Consider the following 19,264-nt stretch of genomic DNA (forward strand, 5'->3'; position numbering starts at 1 on the left):
GAGCTACGGCGCACAAAAAAGCCCGACGTTGGCCGGGCTTGGAAAATCAGGTTTTGGCTCAGTACAGCGAAGGGGTACCGGCCGGCCGGGTTTTGAAGCGACGATGCAGCCACATATACTGCTCTGGAGCGCGCATGATCTCTTTCTCAACCACTTTATTCATGTAAGCCGCGGCGGCGATTTCGTCGCTGATAGGGTAATTTTCCAGTGCCGGTTGGATCAGCAGATCATAACCACGGCCTTTCTCGCGACGAATCAGAACCACCGGTACCAGCGCCGGCTTGGCCATGCGTGCCAGCATATAGGTCCCGCTGGTGGTAGCGGCCTGATCGACGGCGAACAACGGGGCGAATACGCTGCCGCGTGGGCCGTAGTCTTGATCCGGAGCGAACCATACGGCTTCGCCGCGCTTAAGAGCCTGCACCATACCGCGCAGGTCTTTGCGATCCAGCATGGCCTTGTTGGAACGCATACGCCCTTTGGTTTGTGCCCATTCCATCGCTTTATTGTTGTGTGGACGGTACATCGCCATCATCGGCTGGCACAGCCCCATGGCACGACCACCCAGCTCCAGCGACATAAAATGCACGCCAATTACCAGTACGCCGCGTTGGTTTTGCTGTGCCGCTTTCAGGTGATTGATGCCGGAAACGTTGAACCAGCGCTTAACGCGCTTATCTGACCAGAACCAGGCCATACCGGTTTCCAGCAGGCCCATGCCGAGGGATTCGAAGTTACCTGTCACTTTGTGTTCGCGCTGTTCCACGTCCATGTCCGGGAAGCAAAGTTCCAGGTTACGGCGAGTAATGGAAACGCGGCGTTTCAGGAAGCGCATCGAGGTACGGCCCATCCATATACCGAGCTTGTGCAGCACCGGATAGGGGAGTTGAACCAGTAAGAACAGACAGCCCAGCCCGAACCAGGTAAACCAGTAGCGAGGATGTAGCAGGGCCATTTTGAATTTTTGCGGACGCTTCATATGAACTCATTTATGCATTAAAAGGGGCAGCAACCTGTAACGCACAAGGATCCACTTAATTGCGATACGACCACTCAGACACCCAGACATCACTATTGTTTAGCCAGATTCCATAATTGACCAAATCTTTACACTCGAGGGGCGGTTCGCGCTGCTATCAGGCTTCGGAGGGAGGGCTACAGGCCCGCGAAGGCGGCTCCAGGAATGTATATTGTAACACACAATACGACCTGATAAGCAGGAGTGGCATGCGAATATTCTCATTCGCATTGACCTGAATTTGATAAAGCATCAAAGAAGAAAAAGGCGCCGCCTCTTGCGAGGTTGCGCCTTTTCAACATGCCAACTGACTAGTATCAGTTCATGCCGTATTTTTTCAATTTCTTACGCAGCGTACCGCGGTTGATGCCCATCATCAGGGCTGCACGGGTCTGGTTGCCACGGGTGTATTGCATCACCATGTCCAACAGTGGCTGTTCAACTTCAGCCAATACCAGCTCATACAGATCGTTAACGTCTTGACCATTCAGTTGAGCAAAATAGTTCTTCAGTGCTTGTTTCACCGAGTCACGCAGAGGCTTTTGAGTCACTTGGTCCTGTGAGTTCACGGTAGAAACGGTCAGTACGTCAGAATTTACGCGTTGTTCGAACATAGTTCTGTCAGCTCTTTTTTGTTACGCAAGATTTTCGAAATATGCCTCCAACGCCTCCAGCTGTTCGCTGGCATCCTCTATGGCGTTGAATGTGCGCCGAAACTGGTCATTCGGGGCGTGCTCCTGGAGATACCAGGATACGTGCTTACGAGCAATCCGGAATCCCTTGCCTTGGCCGTAAAAGCCGTGCAATTCCCGAATATGCCCTATCAACAAACGCTTAACCTCGCCAAGTGGCGGAGGGGGCAGCAGTTCCCCAGTGTCCAGATAATGCTGGATTTCCCGGAAGATCCAGGGTCTCCCCTGAGCAGCGCGGCCTATCATCAGGGCATCAGCCCCAGTGTAGTCGAGCACTGCTCTGGCTTTATGCGGGTCAGTAATGTCGCCATTCGCGATAATCGGAATGGAAACACTCTGCTTAACTGCCCGAATGCTGTCGTACTCCGCGTTGCCGTTGAACAGGCAGGCGCGGGTTCGGCCATGAATAGTCAGGGCCTGTATACCACAGTCTTCGGCCAGTTGGGCAATCTCTACACAGTTACGGTGTTCGGGTTCCCAGCCGGTACGGATCTTAAGTGTTACCGGCACATCCACAGCGTTAACTACCGCGTGGAGGATCTGTTTAACCAGATCCGGGTACTGCAGCAATGCAGACCCTGCAAGCTTCCGGTTCACTTTCTTGGCCGGGCACCCCATATTGATGTCGATGATCTGTGCGCCACCAGCCACGTTAATACGTGCCGCGGCGGCCATATCATCCGGATCGCATCCGGCAATCTGCACGGAACGGATCCCTGGTTCATCGCTATGGACCATACGCAGACGCGACTTATCCGTCCGCCACACCTCCGGATTGGAGGAGAGCATTTCGGATACAGCCATCCCAGCACCCATTGCATGACATAGGGCTCTAAATGGGCGATCTGTAATGCCGGCCATCGGGGCCGCAATCAAGCAATTTGTAAGCTGGTGGTGTCCAATGCGCATAGACAAAGAGTAACCATACTGTGTCCGCAAGGGCGCGTATATTACGCATTTTTGCGTTGAGATGAAAGGCCAAACTTTGACCAATCAGGCGCTATTCGGCAATAAAAATGCACCTCGTCAGGATCTATAAAAATATTATATATATTTAACAATGAGTTGACGAAATTTGGTCAATTAGTGCTCGATAAAATATTCCCAACACAACAGAATTTTATCTGTATTGAGTCTCGATTCAGCTGGATATCGGCAGCGATATAGGCCATTTGTCAGGGTATTGCGTTGAGAAGGGGCACAATTACGCTGAAATCGCGTGGTGAAGGTTTCGATTAAAAACGCATTTGTTCACCGCCGGGGATCAAACCGGCGGTGAAGTTATTCCGACAGCCTTAGTCGATGATTACGCGGCCGTTCAGCGCCTGTAGCGGACGATTGTTCGCATGCTGTACCACGGCGCGGAATTGAGCGATCTGCTCGGCAGAGGCGCTGACAGGCTTATCCAGCACCATCCAGCTTACCCCTTCGGAACAAGGGGGCGTGGTTAACGAGCCGCTGAACCGATAGAAGTTAAAGTTTTGAGGGAGCAGCGCCTTGATATCCAGCGGCGTGGTCAGCACCGCGGTCTGATCGACGGCGGTCGGCATTTGCCGCCAGGCCTGCGCCAGCTGCGGGTTGGCTTTGCCTTGCTGGAACATCAATGCCAGGACTGCCAGTGCACCCTGTTGGTCTTTATAGACAAAGTGTGCCTCAAGGGGAAATTGCTTGCCGTCAATTTCGTTTTCGCTGGGGGCGTGGAAGTGAAATTGTTGCAGCGTGAAGGTGTCGTTATCCAGTACCAGGGTATTGCCGCCGCTGACGTTTACCTGCACGGTATGGCCGTTATTGACGATCTGCTGTTTGCCTGGTTGGAAAGCCAGTTTCAGTTTGTCGTGCTGGGTTTTCAGAGCACCTTTAACATTAACCGGTGACTGGTTCTTACCGGTTTCGCACAGCGAAAAATCCGGAGAGAGTTTTCCCCAGTGTGCCGGATCTTCCTGACCTTCATAGCCCCAATGGGCTTGCTCTGTGGCGTTGGCCGAAAAGCCGGCGATCAGTAAAGCGGCGAGTAATAATTTCCCTTTCATTGCCAATCCTTATTGAAAAATCGTTAATAGTCTTTGGCGGGCAGCGGCTAAAAAAATCGGCTGCGATCGCGCCTGCAGCAGAATACGCCTGCTTTTTATCAGGATAAATCAGTGAAATCTTGGGGCGAAAAAAAACCACCGTAACTTGTTAAGTTATCGGTGGTTTTTATCGGAATAAAAATATGATTACTTGCGTTGACCGGTAATGCGGCACCATTCTTCGCGTTCTGCTACCGGGTCGAGCGTGAATTTATCTTCATAGGCTTGCGCCACGCTCGCTGCCTGGGTGGCCAGCACGCCGGACAGGCCCAGATGGCCGCCGGACTTCGGCAGGCAGCCAATCAGCGGTGCCAGCTCACGCAATGGACCGGCCAGAATGTTGGCGACCACGACGTCGGCCAGCAGTTCGGCAGGCTGATCTTTTGGCAGATACAGCTCCAGACGCTCTGAAACGCCGTTACGCTGCGCGTTGTCGCGACTGGCCTGAATGGCCTGGGGATCGATATCGATGCCGATAGCGCGCGCTGCACCGAGCTTCAGTGCGGCAATCGCCAGAATGCCGGAACCACAACCGAAGTCGATAATGGTCTTACCGGCCAGATCCAGACCATCGAGCCACTGCAAACACAGCGCCGTCGTCGGGTGGGTGCCGGTACCGAACGCCAGGCCCGGGTCGAGCATCACGTTAACTGCATCCGGATCGGGCACGTCACGCCAGCTTGGACAGATCCACAGACGCTGGCCGAAACGCATCGGGTGGAAGTTGTCCATCCACTCGCGCTCCCAGTCTTTGTCTTCCAGCTGTTCAATCTTGTGGCGGAAACCGGCGCCCAGCAGTGGATGCTGTTCCAGCATTGCCACCACTTCGGCCATATCGGTTTCAGCGTCGTACAGTCCGATCACATCGGTATCGCCCCACAGCAGGGTTTCGCCCGGCAGCGGTTCGAACACCGGATTGTCGTGAGTGTCCTGAAAGGTCACCGATACTGCGCCGCTTTCAACCAGCGCGTCGCTCAGGTCTTCTGCCTGGCTGCCGGTGGTGTTCAGTTTGAGTTGGATCCAAGGCATAACAATTCTCTTTTAAGAGGGTAATGATGACGCCGTCCGGCGTTTTTCGCCGACGAGGTTACCGATATAAAATGCCAGCAGGCTAATCAGCAGTGAAGGCACGATAGGGTGCAGCCCCGCCAGTTGCAGATTAAAACTGGCCAATAGCGTATAGCATACCGCACCCGTCACCATTGAGCTAAGCGCTCCCTGTGCGTTGGCGCGTTCCCAGTACAGGCCCAGCACCAGCGGCCACAGGAATACCGCCTCCAGGCCGCCGAACGCCAGCAGGTTCAGCCAGATGATCATTTCCGGCGGTCGCCATGCCGCCAGCAGCACCAAAAGCCCGAGGATCAAGGTGGTCAGGCTGGAAAAGCGTTTGATTAAGCGTTCGTTCTGCATCTGCTGCGGCCGCACGCCAAGATAGAGGTCTTTAATAATAGTGGCGGAAGACTGCAGCAGTTGGGCATTAATGGTCGACATGATGGCCGCCATCGGTGCTGCCAGGAAGATGCCGGCAGCATACGGCGGCAGCACGGTGATCATCAGCGTCGGGATCACCTGATCGGGGATCTTCAGATCCGGCAACACCGCGCGGCCCAGCGCACCGGCCAGATGCATACCGAACATCAGCACTGCCACTACCATGGTACCGAGGATGATGCCGCGGTGTACCGCTTTGCTGTCTTTGTAAGAGATGCAGCGCACCGCAGTATGCGGCAGGCCTATCACGCCAAAGCACACCAGGATCCAAAACGAGGCCATAAACGGCAGGCTGAGGATCTGTTCACCGCCCTGGGGTGACACCAGCGCCGGGTCAATTTGGTGGAGTTTGTCCACCGCGCTGTGCAGGCCGCCAGCGGCGTGGATCACCGCCACCAGCAACAGCACGGTGCCGATCAACATTACCAGGCCCTGCATGGCATCGTTCAGCACGCTGGCACGAAAGCCGCCAAAGGCGGTATACAGCGCGATGCTGACGCCAAAGATCAGCAGGCCGGTGTCGTAAGGGATGCCGGCAGCGGTTTCCAGCAGGCGTGCGCCGCCGATAAACTGCACCGTCATGGCCCCGAGGAACGCCACCAACAAACTGAGACTGGCCAACCAGACCAACAGGCGGCTTTGATAGCGCCCGTACAGCATGTCGTTTAAGGTGATGGCGTTGTAGCGGCGCGCCAGAATGGCGAATTTCTTGCCCAGCACACCGAGCGATAACCATACGGCGGGCAGTTGGATCATCGCCAACAACACCCAACCAAGGCCATATTTATAGGCGGCGCCGGGGCCACCGATAAACGAACTGGCGCTGATATAGGTTGCGGTCAGCGTCATCGCCAGCACAAAGCCACCCATTGATCGGCTACCCAGGAAGTATTCGCTGAGGAAATTACCTGTCTGACGCCGACTGTAGGCGTAAACCGACAGCCCAAACACCAGCAGCAGATAGGCAACCAGCGGCAAAATAACTTCAGTTTGCATCGCCGTCCTCCAGCGAAATATCACGAAATACGCCACGCACCATCAGCCAACACAGGCCGATAAACAGCAGTGGTACCAATAAGCAGGCCATTTCGAACCAGTGTGGCAGGCCGGTAATACCAGATTCACTGTCCGGCAGGTAGGCCGCCAGCGACCAGGCCAGCAGATACAGTAGCGTCAGACCGAGCGCCCATCGTGCTTCGCGGTGGGCTTGAATAAAGCGTGTTTCCATCAGTGTTCCCCATAGGTTTACGGTGATGGTTTTGCCAAAGGTAAGGAATTCTACGGCAAGGCCGGCTTTTGCCAAGCCGTTACAAAAGAAAAAGGCCGGTGATTAACCGGCCTTCTGTCAGGCGAGGTGGATTACCTGCCTTAGGTTTCCTGCAGACCGAGCTTCTTCTCCAGATAGTGGATGTTGGTGCCACCGTGCTGGAAGTTTTCGTCGCTCATGATCCGCTGCTGCAGTTCAACGTTGGTTTTGATGCCATCGATGATCAGCTCAGCCAGGGCGTTCTTCATGCGGGCAATTGCCACGTCACGGTTTTCACCGTAAGTGATCAGTTTGCCGATCATGGAATCATAGTACGGCGGTACGGTATAACCGGCGTAAATATGAGATTCCCAACGCACGCCGAAACCGCCTGGCGCATGGAAACGGGTGATCTTGCCTGGGCTTGGCAGGAAGGTGTTCGGGTCTTCGGCGTTGATACGGCATTCCACCGCATGGCCGTGAACCTTCACTTCATCCTGTTTGATCGACAGCGGCTGACCGGCAGCGATACGCAGCTGCTCTTTGATCAGATCCACGCCGGTGATCATTTCGGTAACCGGGTGTTCAACCTGAATACGGGTGTTCATTTCGATGAAATAGAACTCGCCGTTTTCGTACAGGAACTCGAAAGTACCCGCACCGCGGTAGCCGATCTCAACACAGGCTTTCGAGCAGCGCTCGCCGATGTAACGGCGCATTTCGCTGGTGATGCCTGGTGCCGGAGCCTCTTCAACCACTTTCTGGTGGCGACGCTGCATGGAGCAGTCGCGCTCGGCCAGATAAATGGCGTTACCCTGACCGTCTGCCAAAATCTGAATTTCGATATGGCGTGGGTTTTCCAGGTATTTTTCCATGTAAACCATGTCATTGTTGAAAGCCGCTTTGGCTTCAGCTTTGGTCATGGAAATGGATTGTTCGAGGTCTTTGTCGCTGCGCACAACGCGCATGCCACGGCCGCCGCCGCCGCCAGATGCCTTGATGATTACCGGGTAGCCGATGCGCTTGGCGAAGGCACGGTTTTTATCCATGTCGTCGGTCAGCGGGCCATCAGAGCCTGGTACGCAAGGCACGCCTGCTTTCTTCATGGCGTTGATGGCAGAAACCTTATCGCCCATCAGGCGGATGGTTTCGGCTTTCGGGCCGATGAAGATAAAGCCGGAACGTTCGATCTGCTCGGCGAAGTCGGCGTTCTCAGACAAGAAGCCGTAGCCCGGGTGAATCGCCACTGCGCCGGTGATTTCCGCTGCAGAGATGATGGCCGGGATATTCAGATAGCTTTTTACCGATGGCGCAGGACCGATACACACGGTCTCGTCAGCCAGCAGCACGTGTTTCAGATCGCGATCTGCTGTGGAATGCACGGCAACGGTTTTGATACCCAGCTCTTTACAAGCACGCAGGATACGAAGCGCGATCTCGCCACGGTTGGCGATAACAATTTTATCAAGCATGTTCGCCTCGTTATTCGATGACGACCAGTGGCTCGTCAAATTCTACCGGTTGGCCGTTCTCTACCAGAATGGCTTTCACCACGCCGGATTTATCCGCTTCGATCTGGTTCATCATTTTCATGGCTTCAACGATGCACAGCGTGTCGCCGGCATTCACTTTCTGGCCAATTTCGATGAAGGCTTTCGCATCCGGGCTTGGCGTGCGGTAGAAGGTGCCGACCATTGGAGAACGGACGATGTGGCCACTCATGGCCGCTGGTGCTGCAGGGGTTTCGGCTGGCGCGGCAGCAACGGCAGTAGCCAGTGCTGGCTGCGGCTGTGCCGGCATTGCGTATGCCTGCGGCATCATTGGGTAAGCCTGTGCCGGGGCGGCACGGCTGATGCGAACTGACTCTTCGCCTTCAGAGATTTCCAGTTCAGAAATACCTGATTCTTCAACCAGTTCGATCAGTTTCTTGATTTTACGAATATCCATGAGTGTGATTCCGTACTCTTTTTGCGTAGCAATTAGTGGGTTTTCGACAGACGGTTAACCGCTGCCTGTAAAGCAAATGTGTAGCCATCTGCGCCGAGGCCGCAAATCACACCCACCGCAATATCGGAAAGGTAGGAGTGATGGCGGAAAGGCTCTCGGGCATGCACGTTGGAGAGGTGGATCTCGATAAACGGGATCTGCACCGCCAGCAATGCATCGCGCAGCGCCACGCTGGTATGCGTGAACGCGGCAGGGTTGATCAGAATAAAATCTGTGTTGCCGCGTGCCTGATGTATGCAGTCGATAAGCGCATGTTCAGCGTTAGACTGCAGATGGCTCAGGGTAATATCCAGTGCGGATGCCTGGTTTTCCAATCCGTTAACAATCTCTGTTAGCGTCGTGCTGCCGTACTTCTCCGGCTCACGCGTCCCCAGCAGATTCAGATTGGGGCCGTTCAGAAGCAAAATGTGAAACTTATCCGCCATTGTGCTGGTATCTCCGGCAATAAAACCATCATCGTAGAAAATAACCCGATGTCACCGATTTGTCACCTGTTAAGGGGAAAATTCACCCTGAGAACAGAAACAAGGTCGGGCATTATAACGATATCGTAGCAATTCGCAGCTAAATACTGGTCTTATCAGCGAAGATATTCAACCCAAAACCTGCAAACTGATGAGGGTGTTATCGCATTATGAGGGGTAGAACACAGAAAAGTTCCGCCTTTTAACGCCACCAATTACGGAATTTCTTGTAGCGTAGTGCCAGCAGCACGACGGCCAGCAGGGCATAAATGAAGGGCTGTGGCGAAAAGGTTTTGACCGACCACAGGTAGTGAATCGGTGCCAGGATCGCCACCAGGTACACCAGATTATGCAACGTCTGCCATTTGGCCCCCAGTTTGCGCATGGCCCACAACGTCGAGGTTGCCGCCAGCGCCAGCAGGATCAGCCAACTGATGATGCCGAGCGTCAGGTAAGGGCGGGTGACCAGTTCACGCCCCAACAGGCCAATATTGCTCAGTCCCAATTCAAGCGTCGAATAGCTTATCAGATGCAGCGTACCCCAGGCAAAACACCACAGGCCCACCAGGCGGCGGCAACGGATCAACAGAGGCTGGCGGGTATAGCGTGCCAGTGGGGCGATCATCAAGGTTGCCAGCAACAGTTTCAGCGTCATCCTGCCGGTAAAATGCTGGATATCCTTGGCCGGATCGGCGCTGAACCAGCCCTGATCCACCGACAGCACCAGCCAGAGAAAGGGCAAAAATGCCGCCAGATAAATGGCAACCTTGATCCCTTTGATATGGGTTGGAGTCAAACGCACTTAGAAATTCTCCCGTAGATCCAGGCCACGGTACAGCGATGCGACCTGTTCCGCATAGCCATTAAACAGCAGGGTGGGTTGGCGTTTAACGTCCAGAATGCCGCCGGAACCGATAAAACGCTCGGTGGCCTGCGACCAGCGGGGATGATCGACGTGCGGATTCACGTTGGCGTAGAAGCCGTATTCATTCGGCGCCGACTGATTCCAGGTGGTCGGCGGCTGATCGCGCACCAGGCGGATATGGACGATCGACTTTATCCCCTTAAAACCGTATTTCCATGGGGTGATCAAGCGCAGCGGCGCGCCATTTTGCGGCGGCAGCGTTTTGCCGTACACGCCGACGGTCAGCAGTGCCAGCGGGTTCATCGCCTCGTCGAGACGCAGCCCTTCGACATAGGGATACTTCAACCCGCCGCCGATAAAGCGGTCTTTCTGGCCGGGCATCTGTTCCGGGTCGTACAACGTCTGGAAAGCGACGTAGCGTGCGTTGCTGTTGGGTTCCGCGAATTTGATCAGTTTACCCAATTCAAAGCCAATCCACGGCACCACCATTGACCAGGCTTCAACGCAGCGCATGCGATAGATGCGCTGTTCCAGCGGGAAGCGTTTGATTAAATCATCTATGTCCAGCGTGATCGGTTTGGCGACTTCGCCGTCGATGCGCACCTGCCAACCTTCGGTTTTCAAGCCGCCGGCATTGGCTGCCGGATCGGCCTTGTCCAGACCGAATTCGTAGAAGTTGTTGTAGCCGGTGACTTTATCTTCGGGCGTCAAGGCCAACTGGGCCTGCCAGGCGGCAGGTTTGCTGAACTCCAGCGGTTTACCCGGCGGTGCCTTGGGCCGATCGTTACCCTTAAACCATGACAGCAAATCGGCCTGCGCATTATGCGGCAGGGCCAGTGATGCGGCGGTAATGCCCAACGCCTGCAACACTTTGCGGCGCTGATAAAATACGCTCTCTGGCGTGACATCGGCCTCAGTGAGTTTTCGTTGTTTGCTCATGGTATTTTCTCCGCAATTTATGGTGTAAGCATGGCGTGAAACCAGGCCTTATGCGAGAGGCGGAGGGAAAATATGAAATTTCGCAGACGGGATAGGCCCCCGTTGCGGGGGGCCGTCAGACTCAGCGGATTTTTACCAGGGTGCGGCCGGTAACTTTGTTGTCCAACAGTGCGGCAGCCGTGGCCGGTGCCTGCTCCAGCGTGATTTCCTGGGTGGCTTGCTGGTAGAAGCTGTCCGGCAGGATACCGGCCAGGCGCTCCCAGGCGGTTTGACGGCGATGCAACGGGGTGTGCACCGAGTCGACCCCTTGCAAACGAACATTGCGCAAAATAAATGGCATCACCGTGGTCGGCAGGTGATAACCACCGGCCAGGCCACAGGCGGCGACCGTGCCGTTATAGTTCATTTGCGCCAAAACACGCGCCAGCATAGTGTCGCCGACGGTATCCACCGCACCGGCCCACAGTTGCTTTTCCAGTGGGCGCGGAGCTTCGAGATAGCCGTCACGCGACAGGACTTCTTTGGCGCCGAGCGCTTTGAGGTAGTCGGTATTGCTTTCACGGCCGCTGATGGCCGTGACGTGATAACCCAGCGCCGCCAGAATAGCGACCGCCGTGCTGCCGACGCCACCGCTGGCACCCGTAACCAAAATGTCGCCGTCATCCGGATGTACGCCGCCTTCTTCCAGCGCCATCACGCACAGCATGGCGGTAAAGCCGGCGGTACCGAGGATCATCGCTTTACGTTCATCCAATCCGTTTGGCAACGGCACCAACCATTCCCCGGAGACACGCGCCTGCTCGGCCAGGCCGCCCCAGTGGTTTTCACCCACGCCCCAGCCGGTAAGCACCACGCTTTGGCCTTCTTTAAAACGATCGTCGCGGCTTTGGCGCACGGTACCGGCGAAGTCGATGCCTGGCACCATCGGGAAGTTACGCACGATTTTGCCTTTGCCGGTGATCGCCAACGCGTCTTTATAGTTAATGCTGGACCAATTAACGTCTACCGTGACATCGCCGTCGGGCAGTTGGTCACTGTTGATATCTTTGACGCGAGCCAGAGTTTGATCGTCTTGTTGTTCCAATAACAGTGCACGCATGTCACTCTTCCTCTTGTTTGCAATTTTGTCATGGATGGCTGGATCCGATTTAATTGACTATATGCATATAAGAAATTTATGTCCTGATAAAAGACAAAAAAGGGTGATTGAAGGTTTTCTTCGTTGATGATGCTTGGTAGTTTGGCGGCATGAACTGCCGGCGATGATCGTCAAGGATACGCCAGTGACTAATTAAAAATCAGGGTATTGTGTTGGATTCTTTTGAGCGGATTCGGGGCCTTTATACGACCAAAGGTGATAATTCACGTAACCATAACGGACAAGGCACAGGGATGCGATTTACCACCAAGCTCTCTGCATTGATCACCCTGCTTGTTGCTCTGGCGATGTTTTTGATGCTGATGGGCTGCTCATACAGTTACTTTTACGTCACTCAGGAGAGGCTGGATCGCCGCTTCAATTCGCTGATGACCTCGCTCGATCAGGCGATGCTGCGTGAATCTCCACAGGAACAGGAACAATGGTTACCGCTGGTGATGCGTCCGCTTGGTATCGTGGCCGTCAGCGTGGATACCAGCCACAGCAATCTTCTTTCTTATCATCTGCCAACGGTAAAGCAGCCCTGGGAATCGCTCAACGGCTACCGGCAGGTTTCCCTGCCGTTGATGCAGCATCCCGGCGCTTCGCTACGCATTACCTATATTGACCCTTTCGCCAGCGACGTGCGTTCGTTGCAATCCACTGCGGCTGTCACTTTGTCGATCGTCGTGATGGTGGTTATCTTGCTGCTCAGTTTGCGTTGGTTACGCGATCAGGCCGACGGGGAGGACCGGCTGGAACGCCGTGCACGCCGTATTCTTAATGGCGAACGAGAGAGCGTGATGCAGGGCGACGTGCGCGAATGGCCGGCAAACGTCAGCGGAGCACTCGATCGCCTGCTGGCGGATCTGACGGAAGCGCGCGAGGAGCGTAGCCGGGTCGATACGCTGATCCGCGCCTTTGCCGCTCAGGACGCCAAAACCGGGCTGAACAACCGATTGTTCTTTGATAACCAACTGACCACCCAACTGGAAGAGGAAGGTTCGCACGGCATTGTCATGATGGTGCGATTACCGGATTTCGACACGCTGCGGGAAACCCACGGCAACAGTGCGGTGCAAGAACTGATGTATTCACTGGTCAATCTGTTGTCGACCTTCGTGATGCGCTATCCGGCGGCGTTGCTGGCGCGCTATTTCCACAGCGATTTCACCGTTCTGTTGCCGCATCGCACGCTGAAAGAGGCGGACGGCATTGCTTCACAGTTGGTTCATGCCATTGACGCCTTGCCTTCGACGGCGCTTATCGATCGCGAGGCGTTTTTGCATATCGGTATTGTGGCCTACCGCAGCGGACAAAGTACCGAACAGGTGATTGATCATGCAGAGCAGGCCACGCGCCACGCGACGCTGCAGGGGGAAAACGGCTGGTATGTTTACGACAGCCAGGTGCCGGAAAAAGGGCGCGGCAGCGTCAAATGGCGCACTCTGTTGGAACAGGTGCTGGCGCGGGGCGGGCCACGGTTGTACCAGAAACCGGCAGTGACGGTGGAGGGGGAAGTTCATCACCGGGAGATCATGAGCCGGATATACGATGGGACCCAGGAACTGCTGCCATCTGAATATATGCCGTTGGTGCAGCAGTTGGGGCTGGCGGAAAGTTACGACCGCCAGCATTTGAGTCGCATTCTTCCTTTACTGGCGCTGTGGCCTGAAGAAACGCTGGCATTTACGCTGTCCGTAGATTCATTATTGCAACGCACTTTCCAGCGTTGGCTGCGTGATAGCCTGTTACAGTGTGAAAAAAGTCATCGTCGGCGAATTCTGATTGAACTTGCAGAGGCAGACGTGTGTCAACATATCGACCGTTTGCGCCCGGTGTTGAGATTACTCTCTGGATTGGGGTGTCGTCTGGCCGTGTCCCAGGCGGGGTTAACCGTGGTTAGTACCTCCTATATCAAGTCCTTACCGGTGGAACTGGTCAAGCTCCACCCTGGTTTGGTGCGGAGTATTGATAAGCGGGATGAGAATCAGCTGTTCGTTCAGAGCCTGACGGGTGCCTGCGAAGGGACCAGTACCCAGGTTTTTGCCGCCAGCGTGCGGACGCGTAATGAATGGCAGACGCTGAAAGATCGCGGGATCCTCGGCGGGCAGGGTGACTTTTTCGCGTCGCCGGAACCGATAGACGCAGGGCGTAAAAAATATTCGCGTCGTTATCGCGTTTAACCTGAATGCCGGGCAAAAATTGACGTAGAATGAGCGCCAATTCATCTGGGCTATTTTATCTGTCTTTTTGGGGTTATCCCCAAACTGCCTGCGACAATGACGCCTATTTGATATAGGCTCTTGTCAGTCCTTTTCTGTTGAACGTTGGTAGGTGCTTACCACCAACGGCAATCAGGGAATATGTTAGATTTTATGAGCTGTGTTACGCCGTTTCGTGCGCTGACAGGGTGGTAAACTGAGCCTTTGTTCAGGGAATTCAGGCCTCATCCAATTTCCGTGCATTCGAGCAGAAACAATACAGACTATTTTTCACCGAAGTAGAACGTTTTTGCGCCTTGTCGCTGCTTCGTGTGGTTGGTAAAGTAGGCGGATTTTATTTTCCGCCCCCAGCTTGCAGGATTATCCTTTAGTTATGTTTAAGAAATTTCGTGGCATGTTTTCCAATGACTTGTCCATCGACTTGGGTACCGCCAATACCCTGATTTATGTTAAAGGGCAAGGCATTGTACTGAACGAACCTTCGGTGGTTGCCATTCGCCAGGATCGTGCCGGTTCACCCAAGAGCGTTGCGGCCGTGGGTCATGAGGCTAAACAGATGTTGGGGCGTACCCCCGGCAATATCGCGGCTATCCGTCCGATGAAAGACGGCGTTATCGCCGACTTCTTCGTGACTGAAAAAATGCTGCAGCACTTTATCAAACAGGTTCACAGCAACAGCTTCATGCGGCCAAGCCCGCGCGTGCTGGTGTGTGTGCCGGTCGGCGCAACTCAGGTTGAACGTCGTGCCATCCGCGAATCCGCCCAAGGGGCCGGTGCGCGTGAAGTGTTTCTGATTGAAGAGCCAATGGCTGCGGCAATCGGTGCAGGCCTGCCGGTTTCTGAAGCGACTGGTTCAATGGTGGTGGATATCGGTGGTGGTACTACCGAAGTGGCGGTGATTTCACTCAACGGTGTGGTCTACTCTTCTTCCGTGCGTATCGGCGGTGACCGTTTCGACGAAGCCATCATTAATTATGTGCGTCGTAACTATGGCTCACTGATTGGTGAAGCGACGGCCGAACGTATCAAGCACGGCATCGGCTCAGCTTATCCGGGCGATGAAGTGCATGAAATCGAAGTTCGCGGCCGTAACCTGGCTGAGGGCGTGCCACGCGGCTTTACCCTGAATTCCAATGAAATCCTCGAAGCGCTGCAGGAGCCGTTGACCGGCATCGTCAGTGCGGTGATGGTCGCGCTGGAACAGTGTCCGCCGGAGCTGGCTTCCGACATTTCCGAACGCGGCATGGTGTTGACCGGCGGTGGCGCATTGCTGCGCAACCTGGATCGCCTGCTGATGGAAGAAACCGGTATTCCGGTAGTCGTGGCAGAAGATCCGCTGACCTGCGTAGCTCGCGGTGGCGGCAAGGCGTTGGAAATGATCGACATGCATGGCGGCGATTTGTTCAGCGAAGAATAGTCAGCCCCAGGAAGGAGGAATCGTATCGGATGAATGCGCAAAGCGAAAATCGGGTACGGTTCCTCTTTCTGTTGTCGAGGAACACGCATAATTTATGAAGCCGATTTTTAGCAGGGGGCCTTCCCTGCAACTACGACTTTTTTTAGCAGTGATTGTGGCTATCTGCCTGATCGTTGCCGACAGCCGTCTCGGTACGTTCGTGAAAATACGTAACTACATGGATACGGCCGTCAGCCCTTTCTATTTTCTGGCCAATGGGCCGCGTAAGGTTTTGGACAGCGTTTCAGAAACGCTGGCTACCCGCCAACAGCTGGAGCTGGAAAACCGTGCTCTGCGGCAGGAACTGCTGCTGAAAAACAGCGATATTCTTCTTCTTGGCCAATTCAAGCAGGAAAACGCCCGTTTGCGTGAGCTGTTAGGCTCGCCGCTGCGCCAGGACGAACACAAAATGGTCACCCAGGTGATCTCGACCGGATCTGATCCTTACAGCGACCAGGTGGTGATCGACAAAGGTTCGGACAACGGCGTTTATGAAGGCCAGCCGGTCATCAGTGATAAAGGCGTAGTCGGCCAGGTAGTCGCGGTGGCGAAAGTCACCAGCCGCGTGCTGCTGATCTGCGATGCTTCACACGCGCTGCCTATCCAGGTACTGCGCAATGATATCCGGGTGATCGCTGCAGGCAGCGGTTGTGCCGACGATTTACAGCTCGAACACTTGCCGAACAATACCGATATTCGCGTGGGCGACGTGCTGGTCACTTCCGGCCTGGGCGGCCGCTTCCCGGAAGGCTATCCGGTGGCGGTGGTGTCCTCGGTTAAAGTTGATAACCAGCGGGCTTATACCGTGATCCAGGCACGCCCGACGGCGGGTCTGCAGCGTTTGCGCTATTTGTTGTTGCTGTGGGGTGCCGATCGTAATGGCGATATGCCGTTGCCGCCGGACGAAGTGCATCGTGTCGCCAATGAGCGGCTGATGCAGATGATGCCTCAGGTGCTGCCACCGGCCGATGCCATGGGGCCGCAACAGCCACTGCCGGCACCGGCAACCGGCGTTGCAGTGCCGCAAACCGCCGCACCGGCCGCGGGAGTGACCCAATGAATCGCTACCGCAGTAATGGGCGCTGGATAATCTGGCTGTCATTCCTGGTGGCGCTGGTGCTGCAAATTATGCCGTGGCCGGAACAGATCTACATGTTCCGGCCCTCCTGGCTGGCTTTGATCCTGATCTACTGGGTAATGGCACTGCCGCACCGGGTTAACGTCGGCACCGGCTTTGTGCTGGGGTTGATTATGGATCTGATCCTCGGTTCTACGCTGGGTGTGCGTGCGCTGGCGCTGGGGATCATTGCCTATCTGGTCGCGTTTAAATTCCAACTGTTCCGCAACATGGCCCTCTGGCAACAGGCGCTGATCGTCGTGCTATTGTCACTGGCTATGGATGTTGTGGTGTTCTGGGCCGAGTTTTTAGTGATCAACGTTTCTTTCCGCCCAGAGGTGTTCTGGAGTAGTGTGGTAAACGGCATTCTGTGGCCGTGGTTATTCCTGCTGATGCGCAAAATCCGCCGTCAGTTCGCCGTACAGTAAGGGTATATCAATGACTTCGCTTTATCTGGCCTCCGGCTCTCCCCGTCGACGTGAATTACTGACCCTGTTGGGCGTGGCGTTTGAAATTATCCTGACGGATACCGAAGAACAACGGCAGGAAGGGGAAGCTGCGGAAGTCTATGTGCGCCGTTTGGCGCAGGATAAGGCCAGGGCAGGCGTGGCGCTGGCCCAGCAGGACTGGCCGGTGCTGGGCGCGGATACCATTGTCGTGCTCAATGGCCGGGTGCTGGAAAAACCCCAAAGCGAAACGCATGCGGCGCAAATGCTGGCGGCGCTGTCGGGTAGACAGCATCAGGTGATGACCGCGGTGGCGATCGCCGATCGCCATGATGTTCTGTGCCAACTAGTGGTGACAGACGTGACATTCCGCAACCTGTCACAGCAGGATATCTGCGACTATATTGCAACGGGCGAACCGATGGATAAAGCGGGCGCCTATGGAATTCAAGGAAAGGGTGGTTGTTTCGTCAGGACGATAACCGGGAGTTATCACGCGGTGATGGGCTTGCCGTTGGTCGAAACACATGAGCTGCTCAGTAATTTTGTCGCATTACGTGATGTAAGAACCGGTTGATGGGCGCTGCCATTATCGACCGGCTCTGAGGAGAAGGCATGACAGCTGAGCTACTGGTTAATATCACACCGTCTGAAACGCGGGTTGCCTATATTGATGGCGGCATCCTGCAAGAGATCCATATCGAGCGCGAATCCAAGCGCGGCATTGTCGGCAATATTTATAAAGGGCGCGTAAGTCGCGTGTTGCCGGGTATGCAGGCGGCATTCGTCGATATCGGCCTGGACAAAGCGGCCTTCCTGCACGCCTCCGATATCATGCCGCACACCGAATGTGTCGCCGGTGATGAGCAGAAAAATTTCCACGTGCGCGATATTGCCGAGCTGGTGCGCCAGGGGCAGGATTTGATGGTGCAGGTGGTGAAAGATCCGCTAGGCACCAAAGGCGCACGCCTGACCACCGACATCACCCTGCCTTCGCGTTACCTGGTGTTCATGCCGGGGGCGGCGCACGTTGGCGTTTCGCAGCGTATTGAAAGTGAAGCCGAGCGCGATCGCCTGAAAAAAGCCGTCGCCGGTTACTGCGATGAACTGGGTGGTTTTATCATCCGCACCGCGGCAGAGGGCATTGGTGAAGAAGAGCTGTCGCAAGACGCCGCCTTCCTCAAGCGCCTGTGGACCAAGGTGATGGAGCGTAAAAAGCGCAACCAGACCAAGTACAAGTTGTACGGTGAGCTGGCGCTGGCGCAGCGTATTTTGCGTGACTTCGCCGGCGCGGCGCTGGACAGGATCCGTGTGGACTCGCGTCTGACCCACGATCTGCTGGTGGAATTTACCGGTGAGTACATCCCGGATATTACCGCCAAGCTGGAGCTGTACACCGGCAGTCAGCCGATCTTCGATCTGTATGATGTTGAAAACGAGATCCAGCGTGCGCTGGAGCGTAAGGTTGAGCTGAAGTCCGGCGGTTACCTGATCATCGATCAGACCGAAGCGATGACCACCGTGGATATCAATACCGGCGCCTTTGTCGGCCATCGCAATCTCGACGAAACTATCTTTAATACCAATATCGAAGCGACCCAGGCGATTGCCCGCCAACTGCGGCTGCGCAATCTGGGCGGCATTATCATTATCGACTTTATTGATATGAATAATGACGAACATCGTCGTCGGGTGCTGCATTCGCTGGAGCTGGCGCTGAGTAAAGATCGGGTAAAAACCACGATCAACGGCTTCTCTCAGCTAGGCTTAGTTGAAATGACGCGTAAACGCACGCGTGAAAGCATTGAACATGTGCTGTGCCATGATTGTCCTACTTGTCATGGACGCGGCACCCTGAAAACTGTGGAAACCGTGTGCTACGAAATTTTGCGTGAAATAGTGCGCGTGCACCATGCTTATGATTCAGATCGTTTCTTGGTTTACGCCTCTGCGGCGGTGGGTGAGGCGCTGAAAAGCGAAGAGTCCCATGCGCTGGCCGAAGTGGAAATCTTTGTTGGCAAACAGGTCAAGGTGCAGATCGAACCCTTGTACAGCCAGGAACAATTTGACGTTGTCATGATGTAGTCCGCC

Annotated in this window: 19 protein-coding genes; 6 read left to right on the top strand and 13 right to left on the bottom strand. The window is 55.1% G+C overall.

Translation table 11 applies throughout. The features are described 5' to 3' along the window. Positions 1-58: 58 nt before the first annotated feature. From lpxP to M2406_RS13565, 13 genes are all read right to left on the bottom strand, one after another. On the bottom strand, positions 59-979 hold the full coding sequence (gene lpxP, locus M2406_RS13505) for a kdo(2)-lipid IV(A) palmitoleoyltransferase (protein WP_112362633.1): 921 nt from the start codon (positions 977-979) through the stop codon (positions 59-61). A gap of 356 nt (positions 980-1,335) precedes the next feature. After that, positions 1,336-1,632 carry a DNA-binding transcriptional regulator Fis gene (fis, locus tag M2406_RS13510; protein ID WP_000462905.1) on the bottom strand — a complete coding sequence of 99 codons (297 nt, stop codon included), beginning with the start codon at positions 1,630-1,632 and terminating at the stop codon, positions 1,336-1,338. Positions 1,633-1,653: 21 nt separating this feature from the next. Next, complete coding sequence (gene dusB / locus M2406_RS13515; protein ID WP_012147118.1) at positions 1,654-2,619, bottom strand: tRNA dihydrouridine synthase DusB; 966 nt, start codon at positions 2,617-2,619, stop codon at positions 1,654-1,656. 386 nt (positions 2,620-3,005) lie between these two features. After that, positions 3,006-3,740, bottom strand: a complete 735-nt coding sequence (locus tag M2406_RS13520) for a carbonic anhydrase (RefSeq protein WP_012147117.1) — start codon at positions 3,738-3,740, stop codon at positions 3,006-3,008. 186 nt (positions 3,741-3,926) lie between these two features. Beyond that, complete coding sequence (prmA, locus tag M2406_RS13525; protein WP_017894177.1) at positions 3,927-4,808, bottom strand: 50S ribosomal protein L11 methyltransferase; 882 nt, start codon at positions 4,806-4,808, stop codon at positions 3,927-3,929. 12 nt (positions 4,809-4,820) lie between these two features. Beyond that, positions 4,821-6,266, bottom strand: coding sequence for a sodium/pantothenate symporter (gene panF / locus M2406_RS13530; RefSeq protein ID WP_259190332.1), 1,446 nt, complete (start codon positions 6,264-6,266; stop codon positions 4,821-4,823). Further along, positions 6,256-6,498 carry a YhdT family protein gene (locus tag M2406_RS13535; protein ID WP_112347145.1) on the bottom strand — a complete coding sequence of 81 codons (243 nt, stop codon included), beginning with the start codon at positions 6,496-6,498 and terminating at the stop codon, positions 6,256-6,258. The genes panF and M2406_RS13535 overlap by 11 nt, the downstream gene beginning before the upstream one ends. A 140-nt stretch (positions 6,499-6,638) precedes the next feature. Then, positions 6,639-7,988, bottom strand: a complete 1,350-nt coding sequence (gene accC, locus M2406_RS13540) for an acetyl-CoA carboxylase biotin carboxylase subunit (RefSeq protein ID WP_012147113.1) — start codon at positions 7,986-7,988, stop codon at positions 6,639-6,641. Between the two features lie 10 nt (positions 7,989-7,998). Next, entirely contained in the window at positions 7,999-8,463 is a 465-nt protein-coding gene (gene accB / locus M2406_RS13545; protein WP_012147112.1) for an acetyl-CoA carboxylase biotin carboxyl carrier protein, read from the bottom strand. Between the two features lie 32 nt (positions 8,464-8,495). After that, on the bottom strand, positions 8,496-8,948 hold the full coding sequence (aroQ, locus tag M2406_RS13550) for a type II 3-dehydroquinate dehydratase (protein WP_012147111.1): 453 nt from the start codon (positions 8,946-8,948) through the stop codon (positions 8,496-8,498). Positions 8,949-9,189: 241 nt separating this feature from the next. Then, positions 9,190-9,789, bottom strand: coding sequence for a protein-methionine-sulfoxide reductase heme-binding subunit MsrQ (msrQ, locus tag M2406_RS13555; protein WP_012147110.1), 600 nt, complete (start codon positions 9,787-9,789; stop codon positions 9,190-9,192). Next, positions 9,790-10,791 carry a protein-methionine-sulfoxide reductase catalytic subunit MsrP gene (gene msrP / locus M2406_RS13560; protein ID WP_135344858.1) on the bottom strand — a complete coding sequence of 334 codons (1,002 nt, stop codon included), beginning with the start codon at positions 10,789-10,791 and terminating at the stop codon, positions 9,790-9,792. It abuts the gene before it with no gap. 121 nt (positions 10,792-10,912) lie between these two features. Beyond that, on the bottom strand, positions 10,913-11,890 hold the full coding sequence (locus M2406_RS13565; protein WP_012147108.1) for an MDR family oxidoreductase: 978 nt from the start codon (positions 11,888-11,890) through the stop codon (positions 10,913-10,915). Positions 11,891-12,183: 293 nt separating this feature from the next. On the opposite strand from M2406_RS13565, the gene csrD reads away from it, so the two are divergent. From csrD to rng, 6 genes are all read left to right on the top strand, one after another. After that, a complete protein-coding gene (gene csrD / locus M2406_RS13570) occupies positions 12,184-14,115 on the top strand; it encodes an RNase E specificity factor CsrD (protein ID WP_135344859.1) in 1,932 nt (643 codons plus the stop codon). A 412-nt stretch (positions 14,116-14,527) separates the two neighbouring features. Next, positions 14,528-15,571 carry a rod shape-determining protein MreB gene (mreB, locus tag M2406_RS13575; protein ID WP_012147106.1) on the top strand — a complete coding sequence of 348 codons (1,044 nt, stop codon included), beginning with the start codon at positions 14,528-14,530 and terminating at the stop codon, positions 15,569-15,571. A gap of 94 nt (positions 15,572-15,665) precedes the next feature. Further along, positions 15,666-16,670: a rod shape-determining protein MreC gene (gene mreC, locus M2406_RS13580; RefSeq protein ID WP_026142554.1), complete on the top strand. Its 1,005-nt coding sequence runs from the start codon at positions 15,666-15,668 to the stop codon at positions 16,668-16,670. Further along, positions 16,667-17,155, top strand: coding sequence for a rod shape-determining protein MreD (gene mreD / locus M2406_RS13585; RefSeq protein ID WP_012147104.1), 489 nt, complete (start codon positions 16,667-16,669; stop codon positions 17,153-17,155). The genes mreC and mreD overlap by 4 nt, the downstream gene beginning before the upstream one ends. A 10-nt stretch (positions 17,156-17,165) precedes the next feature. Next, entirely contained in the window at positions 17,166-17,750 is a 585-nt protein-coding gene (locus M2406_RS13590) for a nucleoside triphosphate pyrophosphatase (protein ID WP_115183656.1), read from the top strand. A gap of 38 nt (positions 17,751-17,788) precedes the next feature. Next, the gene (gene rng / locus M2406_RS13595; protein WP_012147102.1) at positions 17,789-19,258 is read left to right on the top strand and encodes a ribonuclease G; all 1,470 of its coding nucleotides are present in this window, start codon (positions 17,789-17,791) and stop codon (positions 19,256-19,258) included. Positions 19,259-19,264: the final 6 nt, after the last annotated feature.

Source organism: Serratia sp. BIGb0163 (assembly GCF_024809935.1).
Lineage (GTDB): Bacteria > Pseudomonadota > Gammaproteobacteria > Enterobacterales > Enterobacteriaceae > Serratia > Serratia quinivorans.